The organism is Corynebacterium sp. NML140438, assembly GCF_001875725.1.
Classification (GTDB): domain Bacteria; phylum Actinomycetota; class Actinomycetes; order Mycobacteriales; family Mycobacteriaceae; genus Corynebacterium.
Map to the genome: position 1 here is coordinate 1 of NZ_MLCQ01000009.1, position 16,191 is coordinate 16,191.

General features: G+C 62.0%; 13 protein-coding genes and 4 pseudogenes. 16 read left to right on the forward strand and 1 reads right to left on the reverse strand.

Going from position 1 to position 16,191, the window contains the following annotated elements; genetic code table 11:
- Positions 1 to 524 precede the first annotated feature (524 nt).
- The 6 genes from BJP08_RS01575 to BJP08_RS01600 all read left to right on the forward strand — a co-directional run bounded on the left by BJP08_RS01575 (position 525) and on the right by BJP08_RS01600 (position 6,831).
- A complete protein-coding gene (locus BJP08_RS01575; RefSeq protein WP_071567953.1) occupies positions 525 to 1,649 on the forward strand; it encodes an ABC transporter ATP-binding protein in 1,125 nt (374 codons plus the stop codon).
- A 10-nt stretch (positions 1,650 to 1,659) separates the two neighbouring features.
- Positions 1,660 to 2,889, forward strand: coding sequence for a DUF4032 domain-containing protein (locus tag BJP08_RS01580; RefSeq protein ID WP_071567954.1), 1,230 nt, complete (start codon positions 1,660 to 1,662; stop codon positions 2,887 to 2,889).
- A 124-nt stretch (positions 2,890 to 3,013) separates the two neighbouring features.
- Positions 3,014 to 4,342: an ABC transporter substrate-binding protein gene (locus BJP08_RS01585; protein WP_071567955.1), complete on the forward strand. Its 1,329-nt coding sequence runs from the start codon at positions 3,014 to 3,016 to the stop codon at positions 4,340 to 4,342.
- 82 nt (positions 4,343 to 4,424) lie between these two features.
- The gene (locus BJP08_RS01590; protein WP_071567956.1) at positions 4,425 to 5,270 is read left to right on the forward strand and encodes a carbohydrate ABC transporter permease; all 846 of its coding nucleotides are present in this window, start codon (positions 4,425 to 4,427) and stop codon (positions 5,268 to 5,270) included.
- Positions 5,271 to 5,273: 3 nt separating this feature from the next.
- Positions 5,274 to 6,152, forward strand: a complete 879-nt coding sequence (locus BJP08_RS01595) for a carbohydrate ABC transporter permease (protein ID WP_071567957.1) — start codon at positions 5,274 to 5,276, stop codon at positions 6,150 to 6,152.
- A 10-nt stretch (positions 6,153 to 6,162) separates the two neighbouring features.
- Complete coding sequence (locus BJP08_RS01600) at positions 6,163 to 6,831, forward strand: hypothetical protein (protein WP_143109979.1); 669 nt, start codon at positions 6,163 to 6,165, stop codon at positions 6,829 to 6,831.
- On the opposite strand, the gene BJP08_RS01605 is transcribed toward BJP08_RS01600, so the two are convergent.
- Positions 6,828 to 8,048 carry a dicarboxylate/amino acid:cation symporter gene (locus BJP08_RS01605; RefSeq protein WP_071567959.1) on the reverse strand — a complete coding sequence of 407 codons (1,221 nt, stop codon included), beginning with the start codon at positions 8,046 to 8,048 and terminating at the stop codon, positions 6,828 to 6,830. The two genes, BJP08_RS01600 and BJP08_RS01605, sit on opposite strands and share 4 nt — an antisense overlap.
- A gap of 158 nt (positions 8,049 to 8,206) precedes the next feature.
- Here BJP08_RS01605 and BJP08_RS01610 point away from each other — a divergent pair, with 158 nt between their 5' ends.
- From BJP08_RS01610 to BJP08_RS01665, 10 genes and pseudogenes are all read left to right on the forward strand, one after another.
- Positions 8,207 to 8,605, forward strand: coding sequence for an SdpI family protein (locus tag BJP08_RS01610; protein WP_255364725.1), 399 nt, complete (start codon positions 8,207 to 8,209; stop codon positions 8,603 to 8,605).
- 225 nt (positions 8,606 to 8,830) lie between these two features.
- Positions 8,831 to 9,821 (forward strand): annotated as a pseudogene (locus BJP08_RS11555) (chorismate-binding protein).
- A pseudogene (locus tag BJP08_RS11765) lies at positions 9,818 to 10,261 on the forward strand (anthranilate synthase component II); the annotation flags it as partial. The pseudogenes BJP08_RS11555 and BJP08_RS11765, both read left to right, overlap by 4 nt.
- Positions 10,250 to 11,119, forward strand: coding sequence for an anthranilate phosphoribosyltransferase (locus BJP08_RS01625; protein ID WP_369816365.1), 870 nt, complete (start codon positions 10,250 to 10,252; stop codon positions 11,117 to 11,119). The pseudogene BJP08_RS11765 and the gene BJP08_RS01625, both read left to right, overlap by 12 nt.
- A 20-nt stretch (positions 11,120 to 11,139) precedes the next feature.
- A pseudogene (trpCF, locus tag BJP08_RS11170) lies at positions 11,140 to 12,246 on the forward strand (bifunctional indole-3-glycerol-phosphate synthase TrpC/phosphoribosylanthranilate isomerase TrpF); the annotation flags it as partial.
- Positions 12,239 to 13,489, forward strand: a pseudogene (gene trpB, locus BJP08_RS01645) (tryptophan synthase subunit beta). The pseudogenes trpCF and trpB, both read left to right, overlap by 8 nt.
- A gap of 1 nt (position 13,490) precedes the next feature.
- Complete coding sequence (gene trpA / locus BJP08_RS01650) at positions 13,491 to 14,348, forward strand: tryptophan synthase subunit alpha (RefSeq protein WP_071567963.1); 858 nt, start codon at positions 13,491 to 13,493, stop codon at positions 14,346 to 14,348.
- 14 nt (positions 14,349 to 14,362) lie between these two features.
- On the forward strand, positions 14,363 to 14,710 hold the full coding sequence (locus BJP08_RS01655; protein WP_071567964.1) for a Rieske (2Fe-2S) protein: 348 nt from the start codon (positions 14,363 to 14,365) through the stop codon (positions 14,708 to 14,710).
- A gap of 53 nt (positions 14,711 to 14,763) precedes the next feature.
- The gene (locus BJP08_RS01660; protein WP_071567965.1) at positions 14,764 to 15,738 is read left to right on the forward strand and encodes a bile acid:sodium symporter family protein; all 975 of its coding nucleotides are present in this window, start codon (positions 14,764 to 14,766) and stop codon (positions 15,736 to 15,738) included.
- Positions 15,739 to 15,744: 6 nt separating this feature from the next.
- Positions 15,745 to 16,053, forward strand: a complete 309-nt coding sequence (locus tag BJP08_RS01665; protein ID WP_071567966.1) for a hypothetical protein — start codon at positions 15,745 to 15,747, stop codon at positions 16,051 to 16,053.
- The last annotated feature ends 138 nt before the right edge of the window (positions 16,054 to 16,191 follow it).

The following is a 16,191-nucleotide window of genomic DNA, read 5'->3' on the forward strand; positions in this document are numbered from 1 at the left end:
AACAGGACGCCCAGCCCTCTACGACAACGCTATCGACACCGACTACACCCACTCAATCGGCATTCAAAAAGGCCAAATCTAACCCCCGCGACACGCCGAGCCAGACACACATTTTGACCCTTAACCCAAAATAATCTAAGAAGATGAAAAACCCGGCACCTCGTGTTCTAGGTGCCGGGTCTCTGCTTCGAATTTCTCTACTTGGGAGTATATGGAATCTGCAGGGAAAAGGGAATACCCCAAAGAAAATCCTCCCGAACTTTAAAGACACGGGACCACGAACATTTCTTAACTTTCTCTTAAATTCGCGTTGACCTTGGATCATGCCAAATAGATAAAAGCGCCGGGAAATGCGTACACATCACGCAACATTAACCCCTTCCGGGGGGTAGGACGTAACGGGGGTACCCCGAGTGTGAGCTGTGACATAGCAAGTGTGGACTTGTGATTCCAGATGGTAGGTTAAGGGAGTACCTTATCCCCACTACGGAACGTTCGGCACGTACCTGCCGATGGAGGACCACATGGCATCAGTAACTTACGACAACGCAACGCGCATCTACCCGGGTGCGACCACGCCGAGTGTCGACAAGCTCAACCTTGAAATCGCGGACGGGGAGTTCCTCGTCCTCGTCGGCCCGTCCGGCTCCGGTAAGTCGACCGCGCTGCGCATGCTCGCAGGTCTCGAGGACACCAACGAAGGCCACATCCGCATCGGCGACCGCGACGTCACCCACGTCAGCCCGAAGGACCGCGACATCGCGATGGTCTTCCAGAACTACGCCCTGTACCCGCACATGACCGTGCGCGAGAACATGGGCTTCGCGCTGAAGATCGCCGGCATGGACAAGGCCGAGATCGACAAGCGAGTGGAAGAGGCAGCCAAGACCCTCGACCTGACCCAGTACCTCGACCGCAAGCCGAAGGCCCTCTCCGGTGGTCAGCGCCAGCGCGTGGCAATGGGCCGCGCCATCGTGCGCAAGCCACAGGTCTTCCTTATGGACGAGCCACTGTCCAACCTGGACGCGAAACTGCGTGTGCAGACCCGTACCCAGATCGCGAACCTGCAGCGTCGCATGGGCGTCACCACCCTGTACGTCACCCACGACCAGACGGAAGCCCTCACCATGGGTGACCGCATCGCAGTGCTCAACTTCGGCGTCCTGCAGCAAGTAGGCACCCCGCGTGAGCTCTACGATCACCCGAACAACGTCTTCGTCGCAGGCTTCATCGGCTCCCCAGCCATGAACCTGTCCACCTTCGACGTTGACCTCAACGAGAAGGTGGCCAAGCTCGGCCGCGCCTCCATCCCGCTTTCCGACGAGCACATCTCCAACCTCACCGTGGAAGACGACGGCCAGGTCATCCTCGGCTTCCGCCCGGAGTCCCTGGAGGTCGTCGACGAGCACGCGCAGCACTCCATCCCGGTCGAGATCGACTTCGTGGAGGAGCTCGGCTCCGACTCCTACCTGTACGGCCACCTCGCAGGCGGCGGCTGGAAGGAAGAGGGCCTCGACGGAGAGACCTCCGGCCAGATCGTGGTGCGCACCGCACCGCTGTCAGGCGTTATGAAGGGCGACGTCGTCTACGTCCAGATCGTTGACGACGGACTCCACGTCTTCAGCAAGGCAACTGGCCAGCGAATCTAAAGGACACACATTGCGCGAGAAACTCAGCGTTGTCTCGCCCGTCTACGCACCAACACTGCTGAAAATGCCGTGGGCGCAGCCACTCGAGGACTGGTCCTCCGACCTCCTCGCGGCGCTGCCCCGCGGCATTTCGCGACATACGGTGCGCCTCATCGAGGCTGACGGGCTGGTCTTCGCAGTCAAGGAAATCGGCGGGGAAGTCGCCTACCACGAGTACAACATGCTCCGGAGGCTTCAAGAGCTCGACGCCCCCTGCGTCATCCCCGTCGCCGTCATCACGCACCGCGTCGACGAAAACGGGCAGGAGCTCACCCCCTGCCTAGTCACGGAGCACCTGCGGTTCTCACTCCCGTACCGCGACGTGTTCTCCCGCGACATCACCGTCGACACCATCAACAAACTGGTGCGCGCCCTCGCGGTGCTGCTGGTGCGCCTGCACCTGCTGCACTTCTACTGGGGCGACGTCTCCCTCTCCAACACCCTGTTCCGGCGAGACGCCGACCAGTTCTCCGCCTACCTCGTCGACGCCGAAACCGGCGAGTTCCACGACCCCATCTCCGACGGACGACGCCTCTACGACGTCGACGTCGCCCGCGTCAACATCATTGGCGAGATGATGGACCTGCAGGCAGGCGGCTACCTCAGCGAAGAGGTCGACGTCATCACCCTCGGCAACGACATCGCCTCCACCTACAACGAGCTGTGGGACCTGATGACCGGGGAGCTCATCGTCGAGGGTGATGCGTTCGGGGCGATCGCCGGGCGCGTCGCAAGGATTAATGAGCTCGGCTTCGACGTCGGCGAAGTCGAGATTGAGCACGACGGCGAGAACACCTACCGGGTCATCATCGAGCCGGCCGTGTTCTCCACAGGCTTCTACCAGAAAAAGCTGCTGCGGCTCACCGGGCTGGAGGTGCAGGACCGGCAGGCGCAACGCCTCCTCGGCGAGATGGAGGTGTACCGCGCCGTGCGCTACGGCGGCAAGCTCCCCCTCGAATCGGTGGCACACCGCTGGATGGTGAAGAACTACGAACCCATCATCGAGCTCATCCCCCCGCAGCTGCGCGAGAAGCTTGAACCCGCCCAGATTTTCCACGAAATCCTGGATCACCGCTGGTTCATGAGCCAAAACGACCAGCGCTACGTCACCCTCACCGAAGCGGCACAGTCCTATTTCGACCATGTGCTGCCGGGGCATCCGGACGAGGCAATCGTCTATAAATTACCCCCGGAGATGTGACAGGGGCCATAATGTTTGCCGTGCTTCACACAAGGTCACTATGCTGAGGTAGTACCTTAAAACGCGCCGTGAACCGCATCAGGTAACGCTGGCAGGAAGCACGGCTACACATGAAGGATGGCCCATGAAGAAATTCACGCGAGCTTTCGCCTCAACCGCTGTCGCTGCACTGGCAGCGTCCGCCCTCGTCGCCTGTGGCGGCGGGAACGACACGGCAGGTCCGAACGTCTACTTCCTCAACTTCAAGCCTGAGCAGGACGCGACCTACCAAGCAATCGCTGAAGAGTACACCGCGGAAACCGGCGTCCCAGTCAAGGTCGTCACCGCGGCCTCCGGTAACTACGAACAGACCCTGCGCACCGAGGTCGGCAAGTCCGACGCTCCGACCCTCTTCCAGATGAACGGCCCAACCGGCTTCAAGACCTGGAAGGACTACACCGCAGACCTGTCCGACTTCTCCCTCGCACAGGACCTCAACGAGGACGTCACCCCGCTCACCGCGGAAGACGGCACCGTACGCGGTATCCCGTTTGCAGTTGAAGGCTTCGGCATCATCTACAACGAGGAAATCACCGACAAGTACTTCGCACTGCCAAACCCGGCGGTCGCTTCCATGGACGAAGTCAAGAACTTCGAATCCCTGAAGAAGCTCGCCGAAGACATGCAGGCAAAGAAGGACGAGCTCGGCATCGACGGCACCTTCGCCTCCACCTCCCTCACCAGCGGTGAGGACTGGCGCTGGCAGACCCACCTGGCCAACGGCCCAATGCACTTCGAGTTCCAGGACCTCGGCACCACCGACGCAGACGACGTCACCTTCAAGTACAACAAGGAGTTCAAGAACCTCTTTGACCTGTACCTGAACAACTCCACCGTCGCGCCGACCCTGGCACCATCCAAGGCAGTCTCCGACTCCATGGCAGAGTTCGCGCTCGGCCAAGCAGCCTTCGTCCAGAACGGTAACTGGGCATGGTCGCAGATCGCTGACGTCAACGGCAACGTCGTGAAGGAAGACAAGATCAAGTTCCTCCCGATGTACATGGGCCTCCCAGATGAGGAGAAGACCGGCATCAACGTCGGCACCGAGAACTACCTCGCCATCAACGCCAAGGCCCCAGAAGAGGACCAGCAGGCCACCAAGGACTTCCTGAACTGGCTGTTCACCTCCGAGGCAGGCAAGAAGCACGTCATCGAGGACCTCGGCTTCATCGCACCGTTCAAGAACTACACGGAGACCGACGTCCCAGCCGACCCGCTGGCACGCCAGGTACAGGAAGCCATCTCCAACACGGAGCTGACCACCCTGCCTTGGGACTTCCAGTTCTTCCCATCCCAGCAGTTCAAGGATGACTTCGGTGGCAACCTCGCCCAGTACGCATCCGGCAACATGGAGTGGGCAGACGTCGTCGCTAAGTTCAGCGAGGACTGGAAGGCCGAAAAGGGCTCCAACTAAGCACTGAACATGTTGTAAACCAGAGCGCGGGGTGTGCGAACAGCGCACTCCGCGCTTTTTATTCCCCAGATAGGCACCACAAATGCAGCAATCACTGAAGAAATATTTCCCACTCTTCGTACTGCCGACGCTGCTTGCGTTCTTGATCGCCTTCCTTGCCCCATTCGTCATTGGTTTCCTGCTGTCATTCACCAGCTTCCACACCATCACCGACGCAACCTGGGTAGGAATCGACAACTACGTCCAAGCGTTCCAAGCACGAGAAGGCTTCGTCCGAGCGTTCGGATTCACCGCCCTCGTCTCCATCGTTTCCATCATCACCGTCAACGTCTTCGCGTTCGCAATCGCCTGGACACTGACACGGAAACTCAAAGGCACCAACTTCTTCCGCACCGTATTCTTCATGCCGAACCTCATCGGCGGCATCGTCCTCGGCTACACATGGCAATCCATGATCAACGCCGTGCTCGCCCAATACGGCACCACGATCGTCTCCAACTGGAAGTACGGCTACCTCGGCCTGATCATCCTCATTAACTGGCAGCTCGTCGGCTACATGATGATCATCTACATCGCAGGCCTGCAGAACGTGCCACCAGAGCTCGTAGAAGCAGCAGAACTCGACGGCGTCTCCAAGTGGGAAATGCTCCGCCACGTGACCATCCCGATGATCATGCCGTCGATCACCATCTGCCTCTTCCTGACCCTGTCCAACACCTTCAAACTCTTCGACCAGAACCTCGCGCTCACCAACGGTGCCCCAGGCGGCGCAACCGAAATGGTCGCCCTGAACATCGTCAACACGATGTTCCTGCGCAACAACGTCGAAGGCGTCGGCCAAGCAAAGGCCGTCATCTTCGTCGTAGTGGTCGTCGTCATCGCAATGTTCCAGCTGCGCGCAACACGCAGCAAGGAAGTGGAGGCATAACCCATGGCAACCAAAACAAAGGCACCCGCAACAGCCTCCGAGGCGAGCGTCAGCGGCCCAGCCAAAGTACTCATCTACGCGGTGCTGGTGTTCCTCACCGTGGTCTTCCTCGGACCCATCGTGTTCATCTTCCTGAACTCCTTCAAGCAGAAGTTCGCGATCTCCAACAACCCATTCGCCATCCCACTCGGCGACATGTGGGCCGGATTCGAAAACTACATCACCGGCATCCAAGGCGAAGGCTTCGCGTGGGCCATCGTGTGGTCGTTCACCATCACGATCCTCTCCGTCGCCTCCATCGTCTTCTTCTCCTCGATGACCGCCTACTACATCACCCGCGTGAAAACGTGGTGGACGTCCACGCTGTACTACCTGTTCGTGTTCTCCATGGTCATCCCGTTCCAGATGGTGATGTTCCCAACCGTCACCATCGCCGACCGCCTCGGCCTGGCGAACCCGCTCGGCATGGTGGTGCTCTACACCGGCTTCGGTGCAGGCCTGTCCGTCTTCATGTTCGCCGGCTTCGTCAAGTCGATCCCGCTCGAGATTGAAGAAGCGGCAACCATCGACGGCTGCAGCCCACTGCAAACGTTCTTCCGCGTCGTCCTCCCGATGCTCAAGCCAACCGCAGTGACCGTCGCCATCCTCAACGCAATGTGGGTCTGGAACGACTACCTGCTGCCATACCTCGTCATCGGCCTGTCCACCCCATACCGCACCATCCCAGTGGTCATCCAGCAGTTCGTTGGATCCCAGGGCAACCGCGACATGGGCGCGATGATGGCAATGCTCGTGCTCGCCATCATCCCGATCATCGTCTTCTACATGGCTTCCCAGAAGCACATCGTGGAAGGTGTCGCAGCTGGCGCCGTGAAGGGATAACATTCAAGGCGTGAGCCTTTTCAACCCCGATTCTCGATTTATGTCCGCCTTCACCTTGATGGCGGACATTGTCATTGTCAACATGCTTTTCGTGCTGTCCAGCCTGCCTATCGTGACGGGCGGCATGGCCCTGCGAGCCGCGAACGTCGTCACCGGCTACATGGTCGAAGGTCGCGGCTCCCGCTACGGGCTGCACTACCTCCGCGAGTTCCGCTACGGCGGCGGCACATTCGGCGGCGCGTCCACCCAGTGGTGGGGGATCCTCGTCGCCCTCGGCCTCGGCTGCGCCTACCAACAGTGGGTCATCTTTCAAGCAGGTATCGACGGCCCCCTCCTCAACCTCACGCAAGGGCTCACCCTGTCCGGCATCCTCATCATCGCCGGCATCAGCGTGTGGTTCTTCGCGCTCCAGGCGCAGCTGGACCTCCAGGCGACCTCAGAAGGGCAACAAAAAGCGCCCCTGGGCGAAACCCTGGGGCGCTCCGTGATCCTCACGTTCCAGCAACTGCCACGCACCCTTGGCGCACTCCTGTGCATCGGGGCGGCGGCATCCCTGCCGCTATGGACCTCAGTTGCCGTGTGGATTCCCGCCTACTTCTTCGCGGTGCCAGCGCTCACGCTGTTTCTTGTGCAGCTGCTCGTCGCGGCACCGCTCGGGCGAGGGCTCGCTAACGACTAGGCGTCCTGCGCCTGAATCTCCTTAGCGCGTTCCATATCCTGCGTGACAATCTTGCCCTTCGCGAAACGGTTCACAATCATCGCGATCGCACCGTCACCGGTCACATTCGCCGCGGTGCCGAAGGAGTCAACCACAATGTAGGCGGCGATCATCAGAGAGATCATCGACTCGTCGAATCCCAGGTTCGCCTGCAGCAGGCCAACCGCAGCCATGATCGCGCCACCAGGAACGCCCGGCGCCGCAATCATCATGATGCCAAGCAACAGCACGAAGCCGACGACGGCGCCGCCGGTGATCGGCAGCTGCGCCATGAACACAATCGCCAGGGCGTACAGCGTAATCTTCATCATCGAACCGGACAGGTGAATCGTCGCGCACAGCGGAACGATGAAGCCCGCCACGTTCTCGTCCACCTTGTTCTTCAAGGTGGACTCGTACGTCACTGGAATCGTCGCCGCCGACGAAGACGTACCCAGCGCCGTGAAGTACGCCGGCAGCATGTTCTTCAGCGCCACGAACGGGTTCTGGCCCGCCACCGCACCAGCGATCAGGTACTGGCCAAGCACGATCACGATCGTCATGCCGACCGAGAGCAGCAGCACCACGCCGAACGCGGCCATCGTCGAACCGAAGTTCTCGTTCATGGCCAGGTTCAGGAACGTGCCGAAAATGAACAGCGGCAGCAGCGGAATAACGAAGCTCTGCACCACCTTCATGATCACGTCACGCAGCTCATCGAGCACCTCGTGCATCGTGCGGGACTTCACCGTCGTCATCGCGATACCAATCACGAACGCCAGCAGCAGCGCCGACATCACCTCAAACGGTGCGGGCATCTCCACCTCGAAGAACGGGGACAGGCCGCCCTCGGAGGGGTCGTCGATATCTGTACGCAGCTGCGTACCAGCCAGCAACGTTGGGTAGAGTGCTGAAGCCACACCCCAGGCAATCAGGCCGGAAATGATCGTGGATCCGTAGGCGACCCCGGCCGTGATGCCCAACCACTTACCCGCACCCTTGCCCAGGCCCGCAATGGCGGGGGCGATCAGGGAGAAGATGAGGATCGGGACGAAGAATCCCAGGAAGTTCGAGAACAGGCCATTGAACGTCACGAAGACGCGCGCGAGCCAGTCAGGAAAGAAAAAACTGCACAGAAAGCCGGCGACGATCGCCACGACAATCCAGAAGAGCAGTGAGCTCAACACTTTCGATTTCATTGTTGCACCTTTAATACGAGGCGATGGACAGATCCACAGGTGAAAAACCTGTGATGGTTATGCTATACGGTATGTTGCTTGCACAGAGCCCTAATGGGCCATTTTCTGACACAAGTTCCATAAATACTATCATTGGGATACTCCTTATAGTATTCACTGTGGCGCTTCTCATACCGGGCATCCTCGCGACGGCCGGGAAGCTTCCCGGCAACGGCGTCATCGGGCTGCGGGTCCCGGAAGTTCGCAAGCACGAGTCCACCTGGCGCCAAGCCCACCGCGTCACCGGACCCTTCTGGGTCCTCGCCGCAGTCGCCTTCGCCATCGGCGCCGCCTTTGCATTTATTGCACACGGGTGGATGTGGATTCTCGTCGCCGTGGCGGTCATCGCCGGGCTCGTGAGCATCTCCGTCGGCGGCAACTTCGGGGCCCGCGCCGCCGCGCTTGTCGACGCCGCCCTGGAATCCTCCGAATCTGCCTCGGATGCACCCGCCGAGCAGCCCGCCGTGGACCTCGGGGCGCTGCGCCGCGCCGCTGGGAGGGCGGACGAGCAGCAGTAGGCGCTTTGTATTCACCGACTACGCTCGGTATTCGTTTGTGCACAGCGCTCGATCTTTCCGCTAGCTTTGCACCTATGGCTTTCACGACTCAGAAGAACTGGTGGTGGCTCCCGAACACGGCGAGCCGCCACTTCTAGTACGTTCTAGAGTCCCAACAACGGCCCGCCGGTTTGTACACCACAAGCACCGCGGGCCGTTTGCCTTGGCTCACACACCACCCGCCGCGTGAAGTACCACGCAGACACCGTCAGCCTCTTCGCACACCTCGACGGCACCACGACCCTCGACACGGTCCTGCTGGAGTCCGCCGACATCACCACCCGCTCCGGCATCCAATCCGTTGCGGTGCTGCGCGCGCTCAGCAACTTCGGGTTCCTTGCCGGCGGGTTCGCCTACGACTACCTCGAAACCTTCGAGACGCTCCCGACCGTCGCCGAAGGCGCCAACACCTACCCCGACTACCAGTTCGTCCTCGCCGAAGTGCTCCTGCGCATCAACCACCAATCCCACACCGCGACACTCAGCAGGGTTGGGATTGACGCTCTCGCCGAGCGTATCGACGCCGCTCCGCCCCGCCCTCACGTCCCTCGGAGGCGGTCGGCGGCACCCTGGTTGCCCACGCCGACATCCCCGACGCGCAGCTTCGTCACCGACTGCCCGGACGCCTTCGCCGCGTACCTTCAGGTGCGCGCCACCAATCCTTCGCCGTACATGTTTTACCAAAGGGGCGTCGATACGCAAGGAGCTGCAGCTGCGCACCGACGCGAAGGAAGTCGCGGAGCACACGATGCTCGTGGACCTCGCGCGCAACGACGTCGCCCGCGTCGCGGAGCCCGGCACGCGGAGAGTCGCCGAGTTGCTGCGGGTAGACCGGTACTCGCGCGTCATGCACCTCGTGTCACGAGTCACCGCGCGGCTGGCGCGGGACCTGGACGCGTACCGGGCGTGCATGAACATGGGCACGCTCGCTGGAGGGCGCCCGTCGCGGGTCCTACGGCGGGGCCGTCGGATACCTGGACAGCAACGGCGACTTCGACACCTGCATCGTGACCGCTCCGCGTACGTCACCGGTGGGAAGGCGATCGTGCAGGCCGGCGCCCGGGTGGCGCGCGACTCCAACCCGCAATCCGAAGCCAACGAGACGCTACACAAAGCGTACGCGGTGCCCAACGCTATCGCGCTGTCCGCCGGCGCAGAACTGGAGGTACGCAAATGATCGTGCTGCTGGATAACCAAGACTCGTTCGTATACAACTTGGTGGACGCGCTTGCTGAGTATGAGTCAGTAGTGTTCCGCAACACTGTTGATACTGACTCAATACTGGCGCTCGATCCTTCGCTGATCGTGCTCTCGCCGGGCCCTGGGTACCCGGCCGACGCCGGCTGCATGCCCACGCTCATCCGCGAAGCGCAAGGCAAGGTGCCGATGCTCGGCATCTGCCTCGGCTACCAAGCCCTCGTGGAACACTTCGGCGGCACCGTCCAGCCGTGCGGGCCCGTGCATGGGGTGTCGGACACCATGACGCTGACCTCGGAGGGCCTTGCGTGCGGGCTCTTCGACGGCATGACCATCGGACTGCAGTTCCACCCCGAATCGATCCTCACACCCGCAGGCCCGACGATGCTACGTCGGTGCGTCGACAAGGTGAAAAAGGAAACTAACCATGGCAACCGAACGACCCTCACCATCCTCAAGCGATTCCTGGACAACCGCGAACCGACACTCGAGGAGGCCATCGAAGCATTCACCCCACTCACCGTCGGCGACTACGACGACGTCCACATCGCCGGCGCAGCCCGCGCATTCCTCGCCGCCGGGCGGCCGTTCCCCGTAACAGGGGAGGGGCTGATGGACGCCGCCGGCACCGGCGGCGACGGCGCAAACACCATCAACATCACCACCGCCGCATCGTTGGTAGCGGCCGCGGGCGGGGTGCCGATGGTGAAATGCGGCAACCGATCGGTGTCCTCGAAGTCCGGCTCTGCCGACGTGCTCGAGGCGCTCGGCGTGTCCACGCTGTTTAACACGATGGGCCCGCTGCTTTCGCCGGCGCGGCCGGAGCACCAGATCATGGGTATCGCGAACCCAGCGCAGGGCCAGCTTATCGCCGAAACCATGCGGGAGCTCGGGCGCGGGCGCGCGCTCGTCGTCCACGACGTCGGCACCGATGAGCTCGCCGTGCATGGCGAATCGCAGGTCTGGGAGCTGGGGCGCGACGGCTCTATTACGTCGTACGTGCTTACTCCGGAAGAACTTGGCCTGCAGCGCTGCTCGCTCGAGGACCTGCGCGGCGGGGACGGCGTGGAGAACGCCACCGCGATCCGCGCGACGTGCGCGGGGGAGGGGCCGAAGGTGCACCGCTCGGCCGTCGCCGCCGGTGCGGGCGCGATGTTCTACCTGAACGGCACAGCGCCAACCATCGCCGACGGCGTCAGCCACGCCCTCAACCTGCTTGCTGACGGCACCGTGCACGCATGGTTGCAACACCACGAGGAGGCTGATTACAGTCCCTAAGCAATTTCCCACCGTGCTCGGTGTACTCGCACTACGCCGCGGGCATCTCCGTCCTGTGCGAGCCCTCGCGCTTCGGAGGCGACTACGACCACCTGGCCACGGTCGCCTCGAGCACAGACCTGCCCGTGCTGTGCAAGGACTTCATCATCGACGAAATTCAGGTCTGCGCCGCGCGCTACTTCGGCGCCGACGCCATCCTGCTCATGCTCTCCATTCTTGACGACACCAGCTACGCCCACCTCGCCGGCATCGCCGAGTCACTTGGAATGGACGTGCTCACCGAGGTGATCAACAAGGAGGAAGCCGTGCGGTCTTCCCGTTTGGGGGGCCAAGATCTTCGGCATGAACCACCGGAACCTTCACGACCTGTCGATTGACCTGACGCGCTCCGCACGGTTGGTGCGGTTGGCGCCCGCAGACGCGGCGGTGGTGTCTGAGTCGGGGATCCGGTTCATTGAGACTGTGCCCCAGCTCGGCGGGCACTCGGACGGGCTCTTGGTAGAGTCGCAGGTGACAAGCCAGCCGGACATCGACCTTGCTGCCCGGAGCTGGTGTACGCGCCGAACAAGGTGTGCGGACTGACATCGTGGAGTGACGCACAGGCTGCCAAGGCGGAGGGCGCAGTGTACGGCGGTCTTATCTTTGAGGAGTCGAGTCCGCGCAATGTTTCACGTGAAACATCGTCGGAGATCATCACCCACGAGCCGGGGTTGCGGTACGTGGCGGAGTCTCGCCGCACGTCCGGGTACGGCGAGCTCATCCAGCCAGGCATCAACGCCGTGCAGGTCCACGCTCCGTACCAGGGCTCGCTCGAGGCGGAACGCTCACTGGTGGAGCGGGTGCGCGCCGAAATAGGGGAGGGCGTCGAACTCTGGAGGGCGGTCTCCATGAGTGCGGAGTCCGGGGCGGAGGTAGCGCTCGGGATCCGAGGGGGCGTCGACAAGCTGGTGCTTGACGCGCGCGTCGGCGGCTCCGCCGAGATCTTCCGCTGGGCCGACATCCCCGACGAGGTGCGCGGCGACTCGCTCCTCGCCGACGGGCTGCACCCCAGCAACCTTGCGGGCGCCATGCGGCGGGCCTTCGCAATCATCGGCAACTACCACTACCCAAGGACAAACAATAACTGATTACACCCACGGTGGCAGCACCATCCTGCCCGCATACTACGGCGAATTCGGCGGGCAATTCGTCCCCGAATCGCTCCTGCCGGCGCCTGACCAACTCGAGCGCGCGTTTGTCGACGCCTTCGCCGACGAAACCTTCATGGCCGAATACCGAACACTGCTCCGCGACTAGCTCGGGCGCCCAACCCCGCTCACCGAATGTCGAAACCTTCCCCTCGACGGCGCGAACGCCCGCATCTTCCTCAAACGCGAGGATCTTGTGCACGGCGGCGCGCATAAGACGAACCAAGTCATCGGGCAGGCGCTACTGGCGAAAAAGGTGGGCAAAACGCGCATCATCGCCGAGACCGGCGCGGGCCAACACGACACCGCCACCGCCCTCGCGTGCGCGCTGCTGGGTTTGGATTGCGTCATCTACATGGGCAAAACCGATATGGCGCGGCAAGAACCGGACGTGTACCGCATGCGGCTGATGGGCGCCGAGGTGGTTGGCGTAGACACCGGGGCAGGCACCCTGAAAGACGCCGTGAACGAAGCGCTCCGCGATTGGACCGCCACCTTCCACGAATCGCACTACCTCCTCGGCACCGCGGCAGGACCGCACCCATTCCCGAAAATCGTGAAGGAGTTCCACCGCGTGATCTCCACCGAGGCGAAAGCACAGATGCTCGAGCGCACGGGTGGGCTACCGGACGTGGTCTGCGCGTGCGTCGGCGGCGGTTCCAACGCCATCGGGATGTTCGCCGAGTTTATCGACGAAGAGGGCGTCGAAATCGTCGGTGTTGAACCCGGGGGAGAGGGCGTGGGCGTCGGCAAGCATGGCGCCGCCATCGCGGCCGGGACCGTCGGCATTCTGCACGGCACGCGTTCGTACCTGATGCGCGACAGCGATGGCCAGATCACTGAGTCTTACTCAATATCCGCTGGGCTTGACTACCCCGCGGTCGGGCCCGAACACGCACACCTTGCCAAGTCCGGCCACGCACAATACGTGCCCGTGACCGACGAAGCCGCACTCCGCGCATTCCAGTTGCTGTCACGCCACGAGGGCATCATCCCGGCGCTCGAGTCCTCGCACGCGTTAGCGTACGCGCTGCAACGCGCGGCGTCCCATCCGGCAGAGGCGCAGCCGCTGAAGATTCTCGTTTCCCTCTCCGGCTGCGGCGACAAAGACATCGCTCACGTCCGCGCAACACTCGCCGAACACCCGGAATGGGTCGAACATGCACGAAAGGAGACCAACTAACATGTCCACCCCTACAACGTCACGTTACGGAACACTCTTCGCCTCCCTCCAGGAGAGGGGAGAGGGGGCATTCGTCCCATTCATCATGCTTTCGGACCCCAACCCCGACGACGCCCTCCGAATCATCGACGCCGTCGTCACCGCCGGTGCCGACGCCCTCGAGCTCGGCGTCCCATTCACCGACCCCGTTGCCGACGGCCCCGCCATCCAAGCGGCACACGTGCGGGCACTCGATGGCGGAGCGACCGTCGATAAGGCGCTGGCACAAGTACACACAATCCGCGGACGCCACCCCGACCTGCCAATCGGCATGCTCATCTACGCCAACGTCGCCTACGTGCGCGGGCTCGCTTCCCTCTACGATGCGTTCCAAGAGGCCGGTGCAGACAGTGTCCTCCTGCCAGACGTGCCGGTGCGTGAGTCCGCATCCTTCAGCCAAGCTGCAATCGCTGTCGGCATCGACCCGATCTATATCGCCCCGCCCAAAGCCAGCCCGCAGACCCTGAAAGGCGTCGCCGCGCAATCCCGCGGCTACATTTACGCCCTCTCTCGCGACGGCGTGACCGGCGCCGACAAGGAAGCCTCCGTCGACGGCCTGCGCGAGGTAGTGGACAACGTGCAGGCCTACGGTGGCGCCCCGGTGCTGCTCGGGTTCGGGATCTCCACCCCACCGCACGTCGCGGAAGCAATCGCAGCCGGTGCGGCGGGCACCATCACCGGCTCCGCGAACGCGAACATCGTGGCCAAATACTCCTCTCATGCACATCCAACCCCCGGACCCATCACCGACATCGACAGCCTCACAGCCGAGCTGTCTTCCTACGTCGTAGCGATGAAAGCGGCTACTATCAGGTCATGACTTGTTCACGACGCATGTTCCTCCTCGGCACCGCCACCACCTTCGCCGGCGCGTTCCTCGCCGCCTGCGGATCTGAACCAACCGCCGAAGTAGCCAAGACCCAAGTACCCGTCGGCAGCGCCGTCATCCTCGACGGCTTCATCATCGCCCAGCCAACCGCCGGCGAGTACGTCGCATACTCCCAAACCTGCCCGCATCAGGGCCAGAAAATCACCAAGGTCGAGGGCGACACAGTCCGCTGCACCGGCCACGGCTCCGTCTTCAGCATTATTGACGGCTCCGCAGTCTCCGGCCCAACGCAGAACCCACTCACCCCAGCGCAACTGACCGAGGAAGGCGAGACGCTGAACGCGTCGTTGTAAACCTGCTGCTTGCTCGGCCTGCCTGGCGTGGCCTGCATCGCTATCATGTGTGCATGCCAGGTTTTCTCCGCCGTATCGACCCCCTGCTCCTCGGCATCGTCATCGCCGCGGTGCTCGCATTCATCGCGCCCGCCCGCGGATCGTTCGCCGAGGGGTTTTCTATTGCCGTCAAGCTTGCAATCGGGCTGCTCTTTTTCCTTTATGGTGCACGTCTTTCCACCCGCGAAGCCTTACAAGGTTTGACTAATTGGAAACTGCACTCCGTTATCTTGGCGTTTACGTTCGTGGCGTACCCCTTGATCGGTATCGTGATGCGCTCTGCGACAGCCCTTGTCTCGGAGCCCGTATATCAAGGCATCCTGTATCTGTGTCTTGTGCCCTCCACGGTACAGTCGTCGGTCGCGCTGACAGGGATCGCGCGCGGCAATGTGCCGGGTGCGGTCGTGGCGGCGAGCCTGTCGTCGATAGTTGGTGTCGTAGCGACGCCCGCTCTCGTTATGGTCCTAATGGGCACCGACAACGGAATTCATATTGACGCTTCGGTTTTCCGAAATGTGGCCTTGCAATTGCTCGTTCCGTTCGTGCTGGGTCAGGTCGCTCGGGCAGTGGTACCTGGTGTCGCGGGTCTCGCTGCGCGGAAAGCCACCAAACTCGTCGACCGCGGCTCCATTTGGATGGTCGTATATTCGGCGTTCTCGGCCGGCGTCGTGTCCGGTGTCTGGACGAATGTCTCTCTGCGTGAGCTCATCTTCCTTTCTCTATTCGCTCTGGGGCTGGTGTGCGTCATGCTGTGGGTGACGCGTGTTGTACCGGAAGCTTTGAAGTTCTCGAGGGCGGATACCGTGGCTGTCCAGATGTGCGGGACGCAGAAATCGTTGGCCGCGGGGTTGCCGATGGCGTCGGTCATTTTTGGTGGCGGGCAGCTCGGTGTGCTGATTGTGCCGTTGATGATCTACCATCTGATTCAGTTGATGACGTGCTCCGCGTACGTCTCCCGCCTTGCTCGACCGACAAGTTCGAAGGAGTAGTTTCACGTGAAACATTACGTCCGGATTCATTACAGCGCCCCGGATCTTGGGGGAGAGCTCCTCAACATTGCGGAACTTGAGGAGCTGAACCCTCGCGAATGCACGATGGTGAGGATGATTGAGCTGGACCCGAGCGAGACCATCACCGGTATCTACGTCGATGGCGAAGTGATCGGCCAGGCGAATCAGCCGATGTCTACCGTTCCGCACCCAGACCTGTACCCACAGTTCGAGGGCATTTCCGCGAAGGCGATCGCCGTAGAGGAGTTCGAGGCGCTCTGGGCTGAGGCTTGTAGTCTGCTCGGACACGCCTAAACCTTGTGGGTGTCCCAGTCCCACGTCGGTGCAGCCTCATCCGCAAACGAATCCACACCCCACCCATCCAACTCAATCTCGGCAGCATCATCGCGATACCCCACCCGACCAGGCGCAAACACCCACTGCTCACCACCA